At 50.6% G+C, this 16447-nt stretch carries 13 protein-coding genes; 3 read left to right on the top strand and 10 right to left on the bottom strand.

Annotated elements, in window-relative coordinates:
* The first annotated feature begins 119 nt into the window (after nt 1–119).
* Nucleotides 120–1577, top strand: coding sequence for a cardiolipin synthase (gene cls / locus KNP77_RS00745; RefSeq protein ID WP_131465114.1), 1458 nt, complete (start codon nt 120–122; stop codon nt 1575–1577).
* 228 nt (nt 1578–1805) lie between these two features.
* Nucleotides 1806–2648 (top strand): sensor domain-containing diguanylate cyclase, encoded by an 843-nt coding sequence (locus KNP77_RS00750; RefSeq protein ID WP_214887801.1) that lies wholly within the window; start codon nt 1806–1808, stop codon nt 2646–2648.
* A gap of 63 nt (nt 2649–2711) precedes the next feature.
* On the opposite strand, the gene KNP77_RS00755 is transcribed toward KNP77_RS00750, so the two are convergent.
* From KNP77_RS00755 to KNP77_RS00800, 10 genes are all read right to left on the bottom strand, one after another.
* Nucleotides 2712–4691 carry a methyl-accepting chemotaxis protein gene (locus tag KNP77_RS00755; RefSeq protein WP_131465118.1) on the bottom strand — a complete coding sequence of 660 codons (1980 nt, stop codon included), beginning with the start codon at nt 4689–4691 and terminating at the stop codon, nt 2712–2714.
* 255 nt (nt 4692–4946) lie between these two features.
* Entirely contained in the window at nt 4947–6506 is a 1560-nt protein-coding gene (locus tag KNP77_RS00760) for a class I adenylate-forming enzyme family protein (protein WP_353048801.1), read from the bottom strand.
* Entirely contained in the window at nt 6487–7347 is an 861-nt protein-coding gene (locus tag KNP77_RS00765) for an SDR family NAD(P)-dependent oxidoreductase (protein ID WP_214887804.1), read from the bottom strand. Before KNP77_RS00765 ends, KNP77_RS00760 begins: the two co-directional genes overlap by 20 nt.
* 165 nt (nt 7348–7512) lie before the next feature.
* Entirely contained in the window at nt 7513–8025 is a 513-nt protein-coding gene (locus tag KNP77_RS00770; protein ID WP_131440576.1) for a hypothetical protein, read from the bottom strand.
* Nucleotides 8026–8103: 78 nt separating this feature from the next.
* On the bottom strand, nt 8104–8625 hold the full coding sequence (locus tag KNP77_RS00775; RefSeq protein ID WP_214887807.1) for a GNAT family N-acetyltransferase: 522 nt from the start codon (nt 8623–8625) through the stop codon (nt 8104–8106).
* Between the two features lie 132 nt (nt 8626–8757).
* Entirely contained in the window at nt 8758–10665 is a 1908-nt protein-coding gene (locus tag KNP77_RS00780) for a PTS fructose transporter subunit IIABC (RefSeq protein WP_131465124.1), read from the bottom strand.
* Nucleotides 10662–11591 carry a 1-phosphofructokinase gene (gene pfkB, locus KNP77_RS00785; protein WP_131507022.1) on the bottom strand — a complete coding sequence of 310 codons (930 nt, stop codon included), beginning with the start codon at nt 11589–11591 and terminating at the stop codon, nt 10662–10664. Before pfkB ends, KNP77_RS00780 begins: the two co-directional genes overlap by 4 nt.
* Nucleotides 11588–12334, bottom strand: coding sequence for a DeoR/GlpR family DNA-binding transcription regulator (locus tag KNP77_RS00790; protein WP_131507020.1), 747 nt, complete (start codon nt 12332–12334; stop codon nt 11588–11590). Before KNP77_RS00790 ends, pfkB begins: the two co-directional genes overlap by 4 nt.
* 142 nt (nt 12335–12476) lie before the next feature.
* A complete protein-coding gene (locus tag KNP77_RS00795; RefSeq protein ID WP_251138855.1) occupies nt 12477–13373 on the bottom strand; it encodes an alpha/beta hydrolase in 897 nt (298 codons plus the stop codon).
* A gap of 111 nt (nt 13374–13484) precedes the next feature.
* Complete coding sequence (locus KNP77_RS00800) at nt 13485–14681, bottom strand: zinc-binding metallopeptidase family protein (RefSeq protein WP_214887813.1); 1197 nt, start codon at nt 14679–14681, stop codon at nt 13485–13487.
* Nucleotides 14682–14947: 266 nt separating this feature from the next.
* On the opposite strand from KNP77_RS00800, the gene nikA reads away from it, so the two are divergent.
* On the top strand, nt 14948–16447 hold the full coding sequence (gene nikA, locus KNP77_RS00805; protein WP_070327331.1) for a nickel ABC transporter substrate-binding protein: 1500 nt from the start codon (nt 14948–14950) through the stop codon (nt 16445–16447).

Genomic DNA, 16447 nt, shown 5'->3' on the forward strand with positions numbered 1-16447 from the left:
TTGCCAATCCACTTTCAAGTTCATCTCAGTCTCCCCCTTATTTTTTCACTAGCATACTATTCCCTCGATTGAGGTATTATAAAGCTAGTTGCACAATTTGTCGTTTAGGAGTGGGTCGCATGGAGTGGTCGGTCATGATCAGTTGGGGGCTGTATATCGTCCTCGGGTTAAATTTATTGTTCGCTTTAGCCGTTATCTTCGCGGAACGCCGCGATGTCGGTGCCACCTGGGCCTGGCTGCTCGTCTTGTTTTTCCTACCGATCCTCGGATTTATCATCTACTTGTTCCTCGGTAGACAGCTGAAAAAAGATAACTTCTTTAACTTAAGTGTTGAGGAACGCTCATTTCATTCGTTGCAAGTCGAGAGTCAAATCGAGCAGATTCACCGTAAAGAGACGATGCTCGCCCAACCGCTATTTGAGAAGTACGAGCAGTTGCTCGAGATGAACTTGCGCTCATCGAAGTCACTCATCAGCGTCCACAACAAGTCGACCATCATGCATGACGGGGAACAGAAGTTCAAGGCGCTGATGGACGATATCCGTAGCGCCGAGACCGAGATTAACATCCAGTATTACATCATCCAACGTGATGCCCTCGGGAAGGCCTTGATCCACGAACTGATCGAGCGCGCCAAAGCGGGCGTCAAAGTCCGGCTGTTGTATGACGCGGTCGGATCGCGCAGCCTCCGCGATTCAGACTTCAAGGAGTTGATCGCGCATAACGGCGAAGTCCGTGTCTTTTTCCCGCCGACGCTCGGCTTGATCAACTTCAAGTTGAACAACCGGAACCACCGGAAAGTCGTCATCATCGATGGCAAGATCGGCTACGTCGGCGGCTTCAACGTCGGTACCGAATACCTCGGCCTCGTCGAAAAGTTCGGCTACTGGCGCGACACCCATCTCCGGGTCGAGGGGGACGTCGTCTATCACCTGCAGCACCGGTTCATCTTGGACTGGAACTTTTCGGGGAGCAAGCATCACGACCCTGAAAACTCGTTCTGCTTCGCGCGCCACGATATTAAAGAGCAGTCACCGATGCAGATCGTGACGAGCGGACCGAACTCGGACACCGAGCACTTGAAAAATATGATGATCAAAATGATCGCGTCGGCCAAGCAGCGAGTCATCATCCAAACGCCTTACTTCATCCCGGATACGAGCTTCATGGACGCCTGCAAGATGGCGCTCCTCTCCGGTGTCGAGATGGACATCATGATCCCTGGAAAACCGGACCATCCGTTCGTCATGTGGGCGTCACTGTCGTTCCTCGGTGAGCTGCTCGATTACGGGGCGAACGTCTATATGTACGATGAAGGCTTCCTGCACGCGAAGACGCTCGTCGTCGATGACGAAATTTCGACCGTCGGCACGACGAATTTGGACGCCCGCAGCTTCCGCTTGAACTTCGAAGTGAACGCCATCATCTACGATGAGCGGGTCGCTCTTGAGCTCGCCTCGTTGTTCGAGTCGGACGTCGCCGTCAGTCGGCGCTATACGGTCGACGACTATGCGGTCCGGAAGTGGAGCGTCCGGATGCGCGAAGGTGTGTCACGATTGCTCAGCCCAATCTTATGACCGTTGTGAGATCGCGCCAGCGGTCTCTTTTTTATGTCCATCAGCCGACAGATTCTAGATTTCAGCTTATTTTTATCATGTTTTAGCTAATATTCTTCCAAATAAGGGTATAAAGTATCAGTACGAACGTCCTAAACTCTCGTTTCGTTAAAGAAAGGAGGAAGTATGCGTTCGCGCATATGTCATTCTATGGCTGATCAAGAACGAATTCACCAAGACACCCACACCATGAAACCCGATCCTTCCTCGTGGGACCAGTTACCGATCGGTCTCTTTGCATTCGATACGTTCGGACGCATCATCAGTTACAACGATTCATTCGTCGACTTACTCGGGGTCGTCCCGATGACAAGCTCGACGTTTGAACAGTGCACAACCTCAACGTTTGACTTATACGGTGCCGTCGCCCGTGTATTGGCAGGCGAGACCGTCCGTTTAGCCGGTTGGTATACCCCTCCGAATCGACAGCCCCGTTTCGTCCGGACGACGATGTCGCCCAGCTTTCAGGCTGACGGCCGAATCGACGGCGGGGTCGGCGTCATCGAAGACATGACCGAACAGCGACGTTATGAAGAACGGATGGAGCATCTGTCGTCACTCGACCCGTTGACCGAGTTATTCAACCGTAAAAAAGTCGGCGACGTCCTGACCTCGGCTGTCCAAGATACGGTCGACACGAAAGCACCTGCCGCCGTCATCATGCTCGATATCGACTACTTCAAGCTCGTCAACGACACGTTCGGTCACCCGACCGGCGATCTCGTGTTACGTTCGATCGCTCAATTGCTCCGCCGCAATATAAGGAAGACCGATTCGATCGGTCGCTGGGGTGGCGAGGAGTTTTTAATCGTCGCCCCGCAGTCGACACTTACTGATGGCATCCAGTTGGCCGACAAGTTACGTCAAAAGATCAACGACGAACCGTTCGGTCCGGTCCCGCACGTCACATGTTCGTTCGGCGTCAGTTCGCTTGATGGCGGAAAGACCGTCGAACAAGCACTTCAAGACGCGGACGAGGCGCTGTACGTGGCAAAAAACTCAGGCCGCAACCAAGTGTCGAGCAAACGATGATATGAACTCTAAGAAGAATCGAAGTGTACCAAAAAGGCAGAGCGGATCCGCTCTGCCTTTCGTTTATACATTGAATCGTGATACGAGTTCTTGCAACTCCTCCGCCATATCGGCGAGTGCTTTCGCGGATTGCGACACTTCCTCCATCGAACCGAGCTGGTCTTCTGTCGTCGCCGCGACTTGTCTCGAGGCGTTCGAATTCTCGTCGGCGATGTGAGCGATTTGCGTCGCTGATGCTGAAACTTCTTCGACGTTCGCCGCGATCTCTTCGACAGTGGCCGTCACGTCCTCGATCCGTGGCGTCATCTCCTGCGTCCGTAACATAATCTTCTTGAAGCGCTCCGCCGTGTTCTCGGTCGTCTCAAGACCCGCTTTCGTATGGGCCGACACTTCTTTCATCAACGTGACAGACCGCTCCGTCTCTTGCTTGATGTTCTCAATCAACTGCGAAATTTGCTTCGTCGAGTCCTGTGACTGTTCGGCTAGCTTCCGGACTTCACTCGCGACGACGGCAAACCCTTTCCCGTTCTCACCGGCGCGGGCAGCTTCAATCGCAGCGTTCAAAGCGAGTAAGTTCGTCTGCGTCGCGATCCCGTTGATCACATCGACAATATTCCCGATTTCATTCGAGCGCTTTGCGAGCGACTCGATGACTGCGCCGAACGTCTCGACCGATGTGTCGATCGCTTTCATTTGCGTCACGTTATGGGTGACGGCAGCTGTCCCGTCTTCCGCTTCGATCGCCGTCTCGCGAGACAGTTCCGATACGTCCGTCGAGCTTTCAGCGATGCGCATGATGCCTGCCGTGATTGCTTGGAGCGAGACGGCGTTGTCGTCGAGCTGACGTTTCGAATCGTCGGCGCCGGCCGCCATCTGCTGGACCGCACCGGCAATCTGCTCAGAAGATGCTGTATTTTGCGCCGAGTTGGCCATCAGTTCTTGCGACGATGCGGCGACTTGTCCAATCGATTGATCGAGGTTGATGATGATCGAACGGAGTGACGCCGTCATGCCGTTGAAACTTTCAGCGACCCGGCCGATCTCATCGTTCGAATCGATGATGATTTCTTCCGTCAAATCTCCCGCCTGAATCCGTTCCGCGCCCGTCGTCAAACGGTTCAACGGTCGAATGATCGAGCGTAAGATGAAGTATAAGATGATTGAGGCCAACAGACTCATCGCAGCAATCACGCCCACGGTCGTCCAAAGAATACCAATCGTCTCTTCTGTGATCTCATCATCATACAGCGTTCCGGCCACTTTCCAACCCGTCAAGTCGTTCGTCATGAAGTCCATCTGTTTGTCTTCATTTTCGAACACATATGAAAAACTGCCATCTTTGCCATCATAAAGCGATTCGACCCAATCGCCCGACCCCTTCTCGCCTGCTGCTAACGTCGGATGGGTCACGAACTGCTGGTTCGCATCAAGGATCGTGACGTAGCCTTCTTTCCCGATTTGAATGCTAGTCGCGACTTCGGCGATATCATCAACGTCGACGTCGACCGCGATGACGCCACGACCGTCATCCGTTGTCTGCGATAACGTGACCATCATCTTGTTCGAGGCCGCATCGACGTAAGGGTCGGTGATGACGACGTTTCCTTTGGCACCATCTGCCGCTTCGTACCACGGACGCGTCCGGGGATCATAGTCGTCCGGCATCGTTTGGACCGGATAGATCGTCATCGTGCCTTCAGTGGACGCATAATAGATGTTCGTCACTTTCGGATGGGTCGCCAAATATTCGACGAACTTCTCCTCTAACCCAAGGTTGTCTTCTCCTTCTTCGTAGAGCGACTCATCGATCCGCCCCGCAAAAAAGGCGACGTCGCGCTCAATCGGTTCAATCAAATTCGTGATCTCGTCATTCATCCGCTCCACACCCGCGTGCGCCGACTGCATGATTTGATCCGTAATTTTTTGTTTCGCCTGATAGTAGGCGACAAAGCCGATCAATAACGATGGAATCAATAATAAGAGCAATGACATCGTGATCAACTTTTGTTTAATGCTGATAGTTCGTTGTTTCGTCCGTTTCATAGACAACCCCTTTTCCCGAGAATAATTCCCGCTGCGTTATTCTATCTATCGGCTAGAATCGGGTCTTTTTGATGACCTAGACAAAAAATCGTCACCGTTTTTCTATTCTTGTCAATTGAAAACCTTTTCATTCGGCGGTTTGTCAAATTAACCGCAACACTTCATCCACTCGATGATTGCCTCGTTCAATTCCACTTCCTCACCCCACAATCAAAGTACTCTCAACATCTTTTATTAGCTCTATTCGTAAATTACTTAGCCCTCGATACGAGTAATTGTTTGAACTCGTTTTCTGTCCAGCTTTCCAACAGGTGTATAAGGCAACTCCTCAACAAAAGCGATTTCTCGGGGGATTTGGTATTCTGCCACTCGTGTGCGTAACCAGCTCAAAAGTGCTTCTTCAGTCATTCTTTTATCAGAATACAGCTGTACGAATGCCTTCAGAATGTTGCCAGCGTAGACATCCTCTACACCGATTACAGCGACGTCTTCGACACTCGGATGGCTGCACAAAGCAACTTCTATTTCCGAAGGATAGATATTGTTGCCGGCTGAAATGATCAAGTCGTCTGTTCGTCCACACAGGAAATAATAGCCGTTCTCGTCCCGGTATCCGATATCGCTAGTTTGAATCCAGTGGCTTGGGCTGTTTTTCATGGTCCATTTATTCCGAATACAAAATTGTCCAATACTGCCAGGTTCAACTTTTTCCCCGTCCACGACTACCTGCAATTGACTTCCCGAAATTGCTTTTCCAAGCGTGTTTGCATGAAAATTTAAATCTTCGGGTGTAGCAATGATGTTCAAGCCAGCTTCCGAAGTTCCGTATAGATTGTATAAGACATTCCCCAGATGATTGTTTACTTCATTCACTAAAACCGGATTTAGTTTTGCACCTCCAGACGCAATGCAAGCTAGGGAACTGAGCGCTTCTTTATCGTGCTTCAACATTTTATGAATCATCAAAGGAACTACCGTGACAACTTCTACTTGATGCTGCCGAATAAGGGCGCATGCTCCTTTCGCATCAAAGCTCTCCTGAATGACAACTTTCTTTCCCAAAGCAAGAAATGATAACAGTACTGCGATGCCGTAGCCATGGTAAATCGGCGTTGCAATATAGGCAGTGCTGTATGTTGGCAGCTGCAGTCGGTTCAGTAAAGCAGCAAAAGGATCCAGGAAATTAAAGAGGGATGGGCGGTGAATCACTTGTTTAGGCTTTCCAGTGGTGCCACCGGTCAACAGCACAATCTTTCCGCTGGCAGAGGCCGTCAATTTTTCTTTTCTATGTAGAGCCGAATCCGACAAACTGTTGATGGATTCAATTTTTTCATGATAACTGACGATTTTTGAATGTTGGTAAGACGATTTTTCAATCAATCCGCTAAACTCTTCGTCGTAAATCAGCAAGTCGAAATGATGTTCTTGCACTAGTCGATCGAACTGTAGTTGACTCATGGAACAATTGAGCAAGTATATATCTGTGCCGAGCCGCGAAGCAGCAAAAATGCCCTGCACGAAGGACGCGTGGTTTTTACAGAAGAACGCCACTTTATGCCCTTTACAAATCCCATACCTCTCCGCTAGAAGATGAGCGAGATTTTCACAGTGCTTCTGCAGCTCCAGATAATTGAGTGTTTCCCGACTATCCACCAAAGCAGTTTTTTGGCCTCCCGTCTTTTCCGTCAATGAAAAAAGAAGCATAAGGTTTACACCGTTTTGATGGATAGCGAAGCAAAGACGTCCTAAGTTTGATGGGGAAAGAAAATTGAGTTGCGACAATATTTTCAGCAAATTAAACATTGCCTCTTTCACGCTCCTTTTTTCTTAATAACCTGAGGACGATAAACGATAACGGTGATCTGAAAATAACTGAAGCCCATTGACCTAGAATCAGCCACCAGGGTTTATAAACTTTTCTTTTCGTATACAAGACGTGTCCTATAATTTCCGCCACGTGAACCGGTGACATGGCAGGGGAAGTCTGATAAGCAATAGTCGGTTTTATCATGGGTGTTTTCACGAGCGGCAGATAAATGGAAGTGGTGGAAATGTTTTTGATTTTCAGTTCCGGCTCCGCCGAGCGCAACCACGTATCAAAAGCGGTTTTCGACGCCTGGTAGGCAGCCCAGTGAGGTATAGGGAATAGCAAAGCATTTATGGTGGAGACATTGATGATGTGCCCGTTCTTTTTCTCAAGCACCGGAATGAGCGATAGCAACAACTGTACCGGAGCAAAATAATTAAGCGCCATGGTACGTGTGAAGTCATGGTAACGATCCAGCGACTGGGCAATTGGACGGTTGATGGAGATTCCGGCATTGCTGACGACAACATCCACTCCGTCCGTTAATTGATGAAGAAATGCCAGCAATCCTTTTAGTTCCTCTTCATTGCGCAAATCTGCCGGGAATACCGTTACACTGGCTGTAGACTTTTCGATTTCGACTTTCATGACGTTCATGCTTGCTTCTCTGCGGGCCACCAGAATCAGATGCGCAGTTGTATTCGCTAATAGATAGGCGAACTCCTTGCCGATTCCTGAACTCGCTCCAGTAATCAGGACAGTCTTTCCATCCATCTCTTTTTTCATCTTCTCGAAATTGAGGGAAGGCGATAAAAATAGGGCTCTCTCCAGTAGAGTGTAGTTATGCATTTAGCCAGCACCTTTTTGTAAGATATCGTTATAAAATCAGGAATCTTCCGACTCTTATTTTTATAAATTTTACCATTTAAACCCTATTAACGGAATGGATAAGGAGGAAAGATAAACATCGTCCTCCCCTTACCTTGTAATCGTTTTTTAGGTGTCACCTCTGCATCAATCTTCGAGATACATATCCAAATGCAACAACTCGTCTCGCAGCGGCGACAAATCGTTCAACGAATGGACGCCCATCATATAGTCGTACCCAAAGAACACTTTGAACCTATATTCTTCGTCTGACTCATTCACTTTATATTCTAACTCGGCGTAAAGCGTATTCCTTAACATGAGGCGAAGCATGTTCGGGATTTGGTCTCGTGACAGCACCTTCCCTAGCTTCACTTTTTTGCGAAGGTCTCTCATCCGGATCGGATAGAGCGCATTGAACGCGCATTTCGAAGAGGCTCGATACGCATAGTCACGTCGCTCAAGATAGGAGACGGTCAATGTCTTCACTCCTAAATAGCCCATGATTCGCTCAATCGCTTTAACGTAATTAGACTCCATGCGGAGATATTCCTCCAACGTGAAGACGACACCTTCAAACGTTTGATCGATGTCCGAGATTTCCGTCCACTCGTCAATCTTCCCTCTCGTTTCAGGATGATATTTGGTTATGTTATACATGTTCATGTAGTCACCTATTTTGCTATATATTTGTGTGTTGTCTAAATAAAACGGACGCGACAGTTTCGTCGCGTCCGTTCATGCCCCGATGATCGCATCATGGGTCGCTTCCGTCCAGCCATAGGCGACTTCGCGCAACGCGAGTTCGCCGAACAAGCGCTCTTTCGCATCGATGACTCGCCCTTGGCGCTGTTCATAAAACGCCCGATGCGGGTTCAGCTCGAGCGCCCAAATGAGTAGTCCACGGCTAGACATCGTTTGGACCGCGCGTTCGAGTAAGAGTGAGCCGATTCCGTTCCGTTGATGGTTTTCTAAAATGTAAATCGCGTAAATCTCGTTCGGATGGTCCGGATAGTCCCCCGTCCGCTCGTCCCCATACAATACGAAACCAACGATTTCCTCATCGACTATGGCGACGAATCCGCTGACTTCGCGGTTGGAAAGGGCACTCCGGACTTTTTCCGACCACTCGATCGACCCAGAAGAAAGCTTTAATAAAACTTCAGTCGGAACGATCCCCCGATAAGTCGTTCGCCAACCGTTGACCCTGACGCGCGCGATCCCGTAAGCGTCTTTCGGCTCAGCTTTCCGTATTTGCATCCGTACCCCCTCCTACCCTAAGTTTTACAAATATCTTACCACAAATCACCGAATCGAAATCACACTTCTTCCAGAAACGACTGACAATCATTTGACAAAAAACGACCGTAGGAATCCCTACGGTCGAGTTTGTTAAGCGACATCACGCGTTGGCTCTGCCGTCGCTGTCGTAAGCGGTTTTTTCAAGAACGAGAGGAGGAGTGCTCCGACGAGTGCCCCTACGAGAATCGCAAGTGCGTAGAGACCCATGCTCATCGCGACGTTTCCAGCTCCTTCAAGTAATGGGAAGACGAAGATCCCACCGTGCGGCGCCGGCAATTGAATCGCGAAGAAGGCAGATAATCCACCGGCGAGTGCTGACCCGAGAATCGCTGACGGTAATACCCGGATCGGGTCGGCCGCAGCGAACGGGATGGCCGCTTCTGTGATGAACGAGGCGCCCATGATGTACGCCGTCTTACCAGCTTCACGTTCTTGTTTCGAGAACTTCTGACGAGCGAACACGGTTGACGCGAGCGCGACGAGAAGCGGTGGCACCATGCCACCTGCCATGACGGCCGCCATGACTTCTTGGTTTCCGGCTGTGAGTGCCGCCGTACCGAACACGTATGCCGTTTTGTTGATCGGACCGCCCATATCGACGGCCATCATCCCACCGACGATGACACCGAGCAAAATGGCGTTAGCACCACTCATGCTGTTGAGCGTATCCATCAACCATGTCATGAACGCTGCGATCGGTTCGTTGACGACAAGTAGCATGATCATCCCTGAGATGAACGAGCCGAGCAACGGATACAGGAGGACTGGTTTAATTCCTTCAAGCGTCGCTGGCAATTTCGCGAGTGCTTTTTTCAAGAACAGGACGACGTAACCAGCTAAGAAACCGGCGATGAGTCCACCGAGGAATCCGGCATTCCCTTCGCTCGCGAGCACACCGGCGACAAGACCAGGTGCGAGACCCGGACGATCGGCGATCGACATCGCGATGAAACCGGCAAGGATTGGGACGAGGAAACCGAACGCCGCGCCACCGATCGTCATGAGCTGAGCCGCAAATTCATTGTAAGACGGGTCATCTGGGTTTGCCGAGTTGATGCCCCAGAAGAAGCTGAGGGCAATCAACAGACCACCGGCGACGACGAGTGGCAGCATGGCTGATACCCCGCTCATCAAGTGTTTGTAAATGCCGGTGCGCTGTTCTTTAGGAGCGCCTGACGTCCCTGTCGAACGGTAAACCGGTGCATCTTGTTTCACAGCCCGGTTGATCAACTCTTCCGGTTTGCGGATGCCTTGCGCGACCGGTACTTCGATCACGTGTTTCCCGGCGAACCGCTCCATGTCGACGGCTTTATCGGCCGCGACGATGATAGCTGTCGCTTTGGCGATATCAGCTGCCGTCAATTCGTTTTTGACGCCAGTCGAACCGTTCGTCTCGACCTTGATGTCGACACCCATCGCTTCTGCTTTTTGTTTCAGGCTGTCTGCTGCCATATACGTGTGCGCGATGCCGGTCGGGCAAGCTGTGACGGCAAGGATATAAGGTGCATCCTTTTTGACCGTTTTTTCAGCAACCGGTGCCGCTTCGGCCGCTTCTTTCTCTTCGATCGCGCGAATGACGTCATCTTCTGACGTTGCCGCATAGAGACGTTCCTGGAATTTTGGATCCATAAGGAAGACGGATAATTTCGAGAGTGTTTCCAAGTGTTCGTTGTTGGCGTGTTCGCCTGCAGCGATCATAAAGAACAAGCGGCTGTCTTGACCGTCGAGCGCTTCATAGTCGATCCCGCTCGAGCGACCAAAGGCGATCGCGGGTGCTTTGACAGCTTTCGTCTTCGCGTGCGGGATGGCAATCCCTTCACCGAGTCCGGTCGTGCTTTGCGCTTCGCGGGCCAAGATGGCGTCGCGATAACCGTTCCGGTCCGATAGCTTACCGGCCCGGTCGAGCACGTCGACGAGCTCTTCGATGACGTCCGCTTTTGAACGACTGCGGAGATTCAGTTGGATCGTGTCCTTTTTGAGTAGGTCCGTGATGTTCATGTTGTTTCCTCCAATCGTGATAGTGGGGTGACGTCGACTTCGCCGACCAAGCGGTCCACGTCTTGTTTCGTACAGAGGCCAAACGTATAAGCAGATGCACTGCCGGTCGTGACCGCATAGCGGAACGCCTTGGTTGCGTCATGGTCTAAAATGTTGGCGACAAAACCGGCGACGAGTGAATCGCCCGCTCCGACCGAATTGACAAGTTTCCCGCTCGGCGTGTTCGCCGTATAGGCGCCTGAACCGTTGACAAGCATCGCTCCGTCTCCTGCGAACGAGACGATGACGTTTTTGGCGCCACGCTCGACTAACTGTTCAGCGTAAGGGAGCGCCTGGTCAAACGTCTCGATGTTGACGTCAAACAGTTCACCAAGCTCGTGATGGTTCGGTTTGATCATGAGTGGTTCGAGCGAGAGCACTTCGAGCATCGCTTCTTTTGTCGTATCGACGACGAAGTCGGCTCCGTTCGCTCGAACTTTCTCAGCGAGCGTTCGGTAAAGTGTGCTCGGCAGATTGCTAGGGATGCTTCCGGCCAAGACGACGATATCACCTGCTTGGACGTGTTCGAACTGTGCTGTCAACTGTTCAAGTTCCGTGTCCGAGATGACAGGACCACTCGCGTTCAATTCCGTCTCTTCTTTCGCCCGGATCTTGACGTTGATTCGGGTCTCGCCATCGACTTCGATGAAATCGGTCTCGACACCCTTGTCCGTCAACGCTTTCTTAATAAATTCACCTGTCGTTCCGCCGATGAATCCTAGGGCGACCGTATCGGCGTCAAACTCACGTAAGACGAACGAGACGTTGATACCTTTTCCTCCGGCCCGTTGCGTCGTCTCTTGGATGCGGTTGACCTCACCTAAGACGACTTCTGGCAATGTGACGTAATAATCGATTGATGGGTTAAGTGTTAACGTGTAAATCATTGGGCGTTCACCACCTTTGTTAATGTTTCGACTGAACTGACGTACGGTGCACCGCTCATCGTGATGAGTGTCGCCGCCTCGAGGGGCGCCACTCGGCTGAACGAACGTTTCCCGAATTTTGAATCGTCCGCCAAGATGTAGGCGTTCCGAGCCAGTTCAATCGCTGTTTTTTTGACGAGGGCTTCTTCTGGGTCAGGCGTCGTATAGCCGGCTTCTAGGTCGACCCCATTGATACCGAGAAAAGCGACATCGACCCGATAGTTCATCATGCTCTCGCGGGCGTTGTAGCCGACGAGCGCTTGCGTCGAACGTTTCAACTCGCCGCCGATCACGAACGTTTTAATATCGAGATCGAACAAGTCGTTGGCAATCGGGAGGCTGTTCGTGACGACGATGACTTTCTTACCTGTCAAGTAAGGGACCATCGCCTGTGTCGTCGTCCCGGCATCGAGATAGACGGACATCCCGTCTTCGATGAACGTCGCGGCCTTCCGTGCGATCGCGACTTTCTCATCGACGTGCCGATCCCGTTTTTCCTCGAACGTCGGTTCGTCTTCAGCGCGAACGACGAGCGTCGCCCCGCCATGGACCCGTTCAAGGTAGCCTTCGGCCTCAAGGTCCGTCAAATCACGGCGGATCGTCGACTCTGACGCCCCCATCCATTCGACCAACTCTTTCAGCTTGACGATCTTTTGTTCCGACAACCGTTGCAAAATCATCTGATGTCGTTGTTTCGTTAACATCGTATTCCCTCCGTATCTCTAATATAAAGCGTTTACATTCAAAAAACAATCAAAAACATTCAAATTCATTCACTTTTTATCTTATTGTCACAATTATATCACAAAAAACGGTCACTAAGTGACCGTTTTCGACTGTTTTTGACTATTTGATTAACCAATTGTTCAATTTCTGTAACAGCTGTGGATGAAGCGGGGCCTCGATTGCCTCACGATATTCTTTGTGCAACGTTAAAAGTGAATGCGGGCTCGTCCGTTCGACGAGCAGGTGGTTCATATCTTTAATGATATAGCTGTCGACATCGCCTTTCGTCCGCAGTGAATGGACGTGTTCAGGCGGGACTTGGACGTCACGGTCACCGGTGATGGCAAGCAGCGGGACGCGCACGAGCTCGAGCCGTTCCCGGACGTCATACGACGCATGTTCACGAATCCATTTGGCGTTGACGACTTGGCCTCGGTATTTGAACGCAGCGACGTTCGTCCGGAGCGAGCGCTCGAGCAGATCGTCTTGTCGTTGTCTGACTTTTTTCGGGACGCCGGTCAACCGGTAAAACATCCCTTTCAACCCTTTCACGCGCCCGATCTCGGACGCGAGCGCGTCGGCTTGATGTAAAAACATCTGTTTCGACGAGTCGTTGAAGCCGGCGAGGAGGATCAATCCGGACGCATTTGTCTCGAGTTGAACGGCCGGGGCGATGACCGCCCCTTCGCTATGGCCGAGCACGTAGACATCGCCCGTTTCAGGCAACCGTTGGATCGTTTTCACGACTTCGATCGCATCGTTGACCAAGTCATGGAGTCCGACTTTATTAAAGTCACCGTCCGACTCCCCGATCCCTTGTTTGTCGTACCGAAATACGTTGACGCCCATGCCATATAGCGCGTCGGCTAGTTTTTTATACGTATTGAACTGGACAGGTCCGACATTGCCGTTCCGGTCGCTCGGCCCGCTCCCGCTCAAGATGACGACCGTCTTTCGCGGCGTGTCATGCCATAAAAGCGTACCGGCCAGTTCACCGTAATGTCTTGTAATGTTCATGTTTCGTTCCATTGTATCGCCTCCTCTTTCATCATACCGAACAATTCGAGAGAGGACGAGTGTTTCAGTCAAAAAGAAAGAACCGCCCTCACACGGGGACGGTTCAAGACATCATTGTGTGGCGAGCCAATCTGTTAGCCAAGCGACGTGGTCTTCCATCGCCTCGTTCGACAAACGGTCGATTGTATCGGCTTCAGTTAAAGCATCAAACTCAGCCGTCAATGAATCGCTTAATGACATGACCGGTACGCCTTCCGCATGAAATTCATCTAAATACGACGTCCCGAGTGGCTTCACATCAAGTGTTGACCAGCATCCTTGCTCAAGGACCGGCAGTCTTGTCATCCCTTTTGTCCTTACAAAACGTGCATCTTCCCCGGTACCAAGAATATCTAATGACAGTACTAAAGACGGCAAAGTTTCAGCCTGTTTCGCTGTTTCTAAATAATCCATGGCGGTCTCGTAGCCACCCCCACTTCCGTTCAAGAAGACATATCGGATCGTCGCATCCGTATCAATGCCATCCATTTGTTCGATAAGCGCGTACAATATCGATGAACCACCAAGGCTCCATAACGCATGGTCCCCGTAACTCGTGCCGTCAAGCCTAGCCAAGATCACAATCTCCTCGTCTGTTTTACCAGGTTGAATAAATTCGACATACGGCACCTCGTCGTCGACGAACGGTTCGACCGAGACATGCGTCCCGTCCGTCAAACGATCTGCTGTCACAACGTCGACGCCGATGCCGGGCAGCCGCGTCCGTGGCGAAGTATAAATGGTTCCGTAATAAGCCTCTTCTTGTTCATCGGGCGTGACAATGTACCCTTCGGCTCCTGCCTCCAACAGGTTGAGCAAGTGGCGATTCGCCTCATCATCAATGAGGACCTCTCCATATGGATCAGCCGACGTGTCCCTCCCGTCAAGCTCGAGTGATTTGACCGTCATCGGCAAAACGACGACTTTTCCTTCTACATCATCAATCGGTTCGTTCCAATCCGTTTGAATCACTTCACCGTCAAATCCAGCTTCTAAGATGAAATGAGATACACCATCGAATCGTTCGTCGTTTTCAATGGTCAACGTCGTCCAATGGCTCGGTACGGAGGCATAATGGACGAAACGGTCCATCTCAAGATCGAGCTCGGTCCCGAGCGACTCGAACAGCTCGACGTTCTCCCAACTGTTAACGTCTCGGTCGAAAGACGCAAAGTATTCGGCCGTCTCATACGGGGTGGCGTTTGTGAACGGACTGACGTACAAAAAGACGACATATAGTACCGATAGTAAGCTAAACATAATGTTCATACGAGTTGTCTCCAATAACTAAGTAATAATTTCAACCAATGATCAAGAAACAATGGATAACTTGGAAATTATTATTATAAATGGCTTTTAGTACTTTTGCATTTAATTTTTTATAGGTTTAAATATATTTAACAACACATAACCATTCAATCACCACCAGTGTTACCTGTTAATTTAAACATAAAATTCACCAGTTGATACATTGTAATGATTACGCTATGATGTAATTCGTAATCATTACAATTTGAAAGAAGGATGTCATCTCTATGAAATATGTAGTTCCGCTCATATGTACTATCGCTCTATTTTTTTTAACGGCTTGCAACGATTCCAATCAAGACGATCGGCATTTACATTTCGTCTATAACTTCTCAACTCAGTCGCTAGACCCCCACCGCGATTCAAGTTACGTTCCGCTCCGGGCCGGTGTGACAGAGACGCTTTTTAAATTGAACGATGAGACGTTATCGGTCGACCCCTGGCTCGCACAATCGTTCGAACAAGTGAACGAAACGACGTGGCGCGTTTACATACGAGAAGACGTGACGTTCCATAACGGGAAACCGCTCGACACGCAGGCCGTCAAACGTTCACTCGACCGTTCTCTAGAAGAGAATACAGGGATCCGCAGCGCATTGCGTATCGAATCGATTACAGCGGAAGCATCGAGCCTCCTAATCGAGACGACCGTCCCTTATCCAGAACTCGTCAATGAACTCGTCCATCCGAACACATCCATCATTGACGTCACTGCAGATGATGCCATCGATCAAATACCTGTCGGGACCGGCCCTTATCAAGTGACGTCGTTCCAACCCGGCTCGAACATCCAACTTGAACGGCATGATGCATACTGGGACGGTCAACCGAAACTCGATACGGTCACGTTCACGTTCAACGAAGACCCGGGGTCGCGCACGATGGCGCTCCGGTCTGGCGAAGCAGACATCGTCTATCGTCCAGAAATCGAGATGATCGACACGTTGGAGCAGGACGGGTTCGTCGTCGACAAGGCGGAGACGTTCCGTGTCCATCAGTTGACGATGAACCTTGAACGTGAACATATGCAGTCACTCGCGATGCGCCGCCTGATTGACTCGCTCATCAATCGCGAACAAATCGTGGACGGCATTTTGAATGGCTATGCCACACCTGCTGTCGGTCCATTCTTACCGTCTTTCCCGTTCGCCCCGTCCTACCCTTCTGACGAGGGACAAGATGTCCTGGACCTGGTCAAACAAGACGGTTACGAGCAAGTCAACGGCGTGTTGATGAAAGACGGTGAGCCGGTTCGGCTCAATCTGTTGACGTATAGCTCACGACCTGACCTACCACTCATCGCACAGTTGATTCAATCGGATGCGAAGCAAGTCGGGATAGAAATCGATATTCAAATGATTGACACACCGGAAGAATATATGGCCGCCGAACGAGACTGGGACCTTGCGACGTATAGCAATTTGACCGCACCACGTGGGGACGGCGGCTACTACTTGAACGCCACGTTCCATCCGAACGGCGCGTTGAATTTCAGTGGCGTAGAAGATGCGACATTGACGCAGAAAATCGACCGCTTGAATCAGACGGTCGACCGTGCTGAACGCGACCGAATGACCGAAGAAATTGCGCAATATGTCGATGAACGTGTCATCAACTCATTTTTAGTCCACCCTTCGACGAATGTTGCTTTGAAAGACAACGTGCATGGGTGGGTCACTGAAAAGAGCGAATACTATATGATCACAAAAGATTTGGATGTGTTGTGA

The organism is Exiguobacterium sp. s142 (assembly GCF_018618455.1).
GTDB lineage: Bacteria > Bacillota > Bacilli > Exiguobacteriales > Exiguobacteriaceae > Exiguobacterium > Exiguobacterium aurantiacum_A.

Bases quoted from the DNA above. Each gene is read 5' to 3' on its own strand.
- KNP77_RS00755 (WP_131465118.1), bottom strand. From the start codon at position 4,691: ATGAAACGGACGAAACAACGAACTATCAGCATTAAACAAAAGTTGATC.
- KNP77_RS00795 (WP_251138855.1), bottom strand. From the start codon at position 13,373: ATGAACATTACAAGACATTACGGTGAACTGGCCGGTACGCTTTTATGG.
- KNP77_RS00750 (WP_214887801.1), top strand. From the start codon at position 1,806: ATGAAACCCGATCCTTCCTCGTGGGACCAGTTACCGATCGGTCTCTTT.
- KNP77_RS00790 (WP_131507020.1), bottom strand. From the start codon at position 12,334: ATGTTAACGAAACAACGACATCAGATGATTTTGCAACGGTTGTCGGAA.
- KNP77_RS00775 (WP_214887807.1), bottom strand. From the start codon at position 8,625: ATGCAAATACGGAAAGCTGAGCCGAAAGACGCTTACGGGATCGCGCGC.
- KNP77_RS00765 (WP_214887804.1), bottom strand. From the start codon at position 7,347: ATGCATAACTACACTCTACTGGAGAGAGCCCTATTTTTATCGCCTTCC.
- KNP77_RS00770 (WP_131440576.1), bottom strand. From the start codon at position 8,025: ATGTATAACATAACCAAATATCATCCTGAAACGAGAGGGAAGATTGAC.
- nikA (WP_070327331.1), top strand. From the start codon at position 14,948: ATGAAATATGTAGTTCCGCTCATATGTACTATCGCTCTATTTTTTTTA.
- KNP77_RS00780 (WP_131465124.1), bottom strand. From the start codon at position 10,665: ATGAACATCACGGACCTACTCAAAAAGGACACGATCCAACTGAATCTC.
- pfkB (WP_131507022.1), bottom strand. From the start codon at position 11,591: ATGATTTACACGTTAACACTTAACCCATCAATCGATTATTACGTCACA.
- cls (WP_131465114.1), top strand. From the start codon at position 120: ATGGAGTGGTCGGTCATGATCAGTTGGGGGCTGTATATCGTCCTCGGG.
- KNP77_RS00800 (WP_214887813.1), bottom strand. From the start codon at position 14,681: ATGAACATTATGTTTAGCTTACTATCGGTACTATATGTCGTCTTTTTG.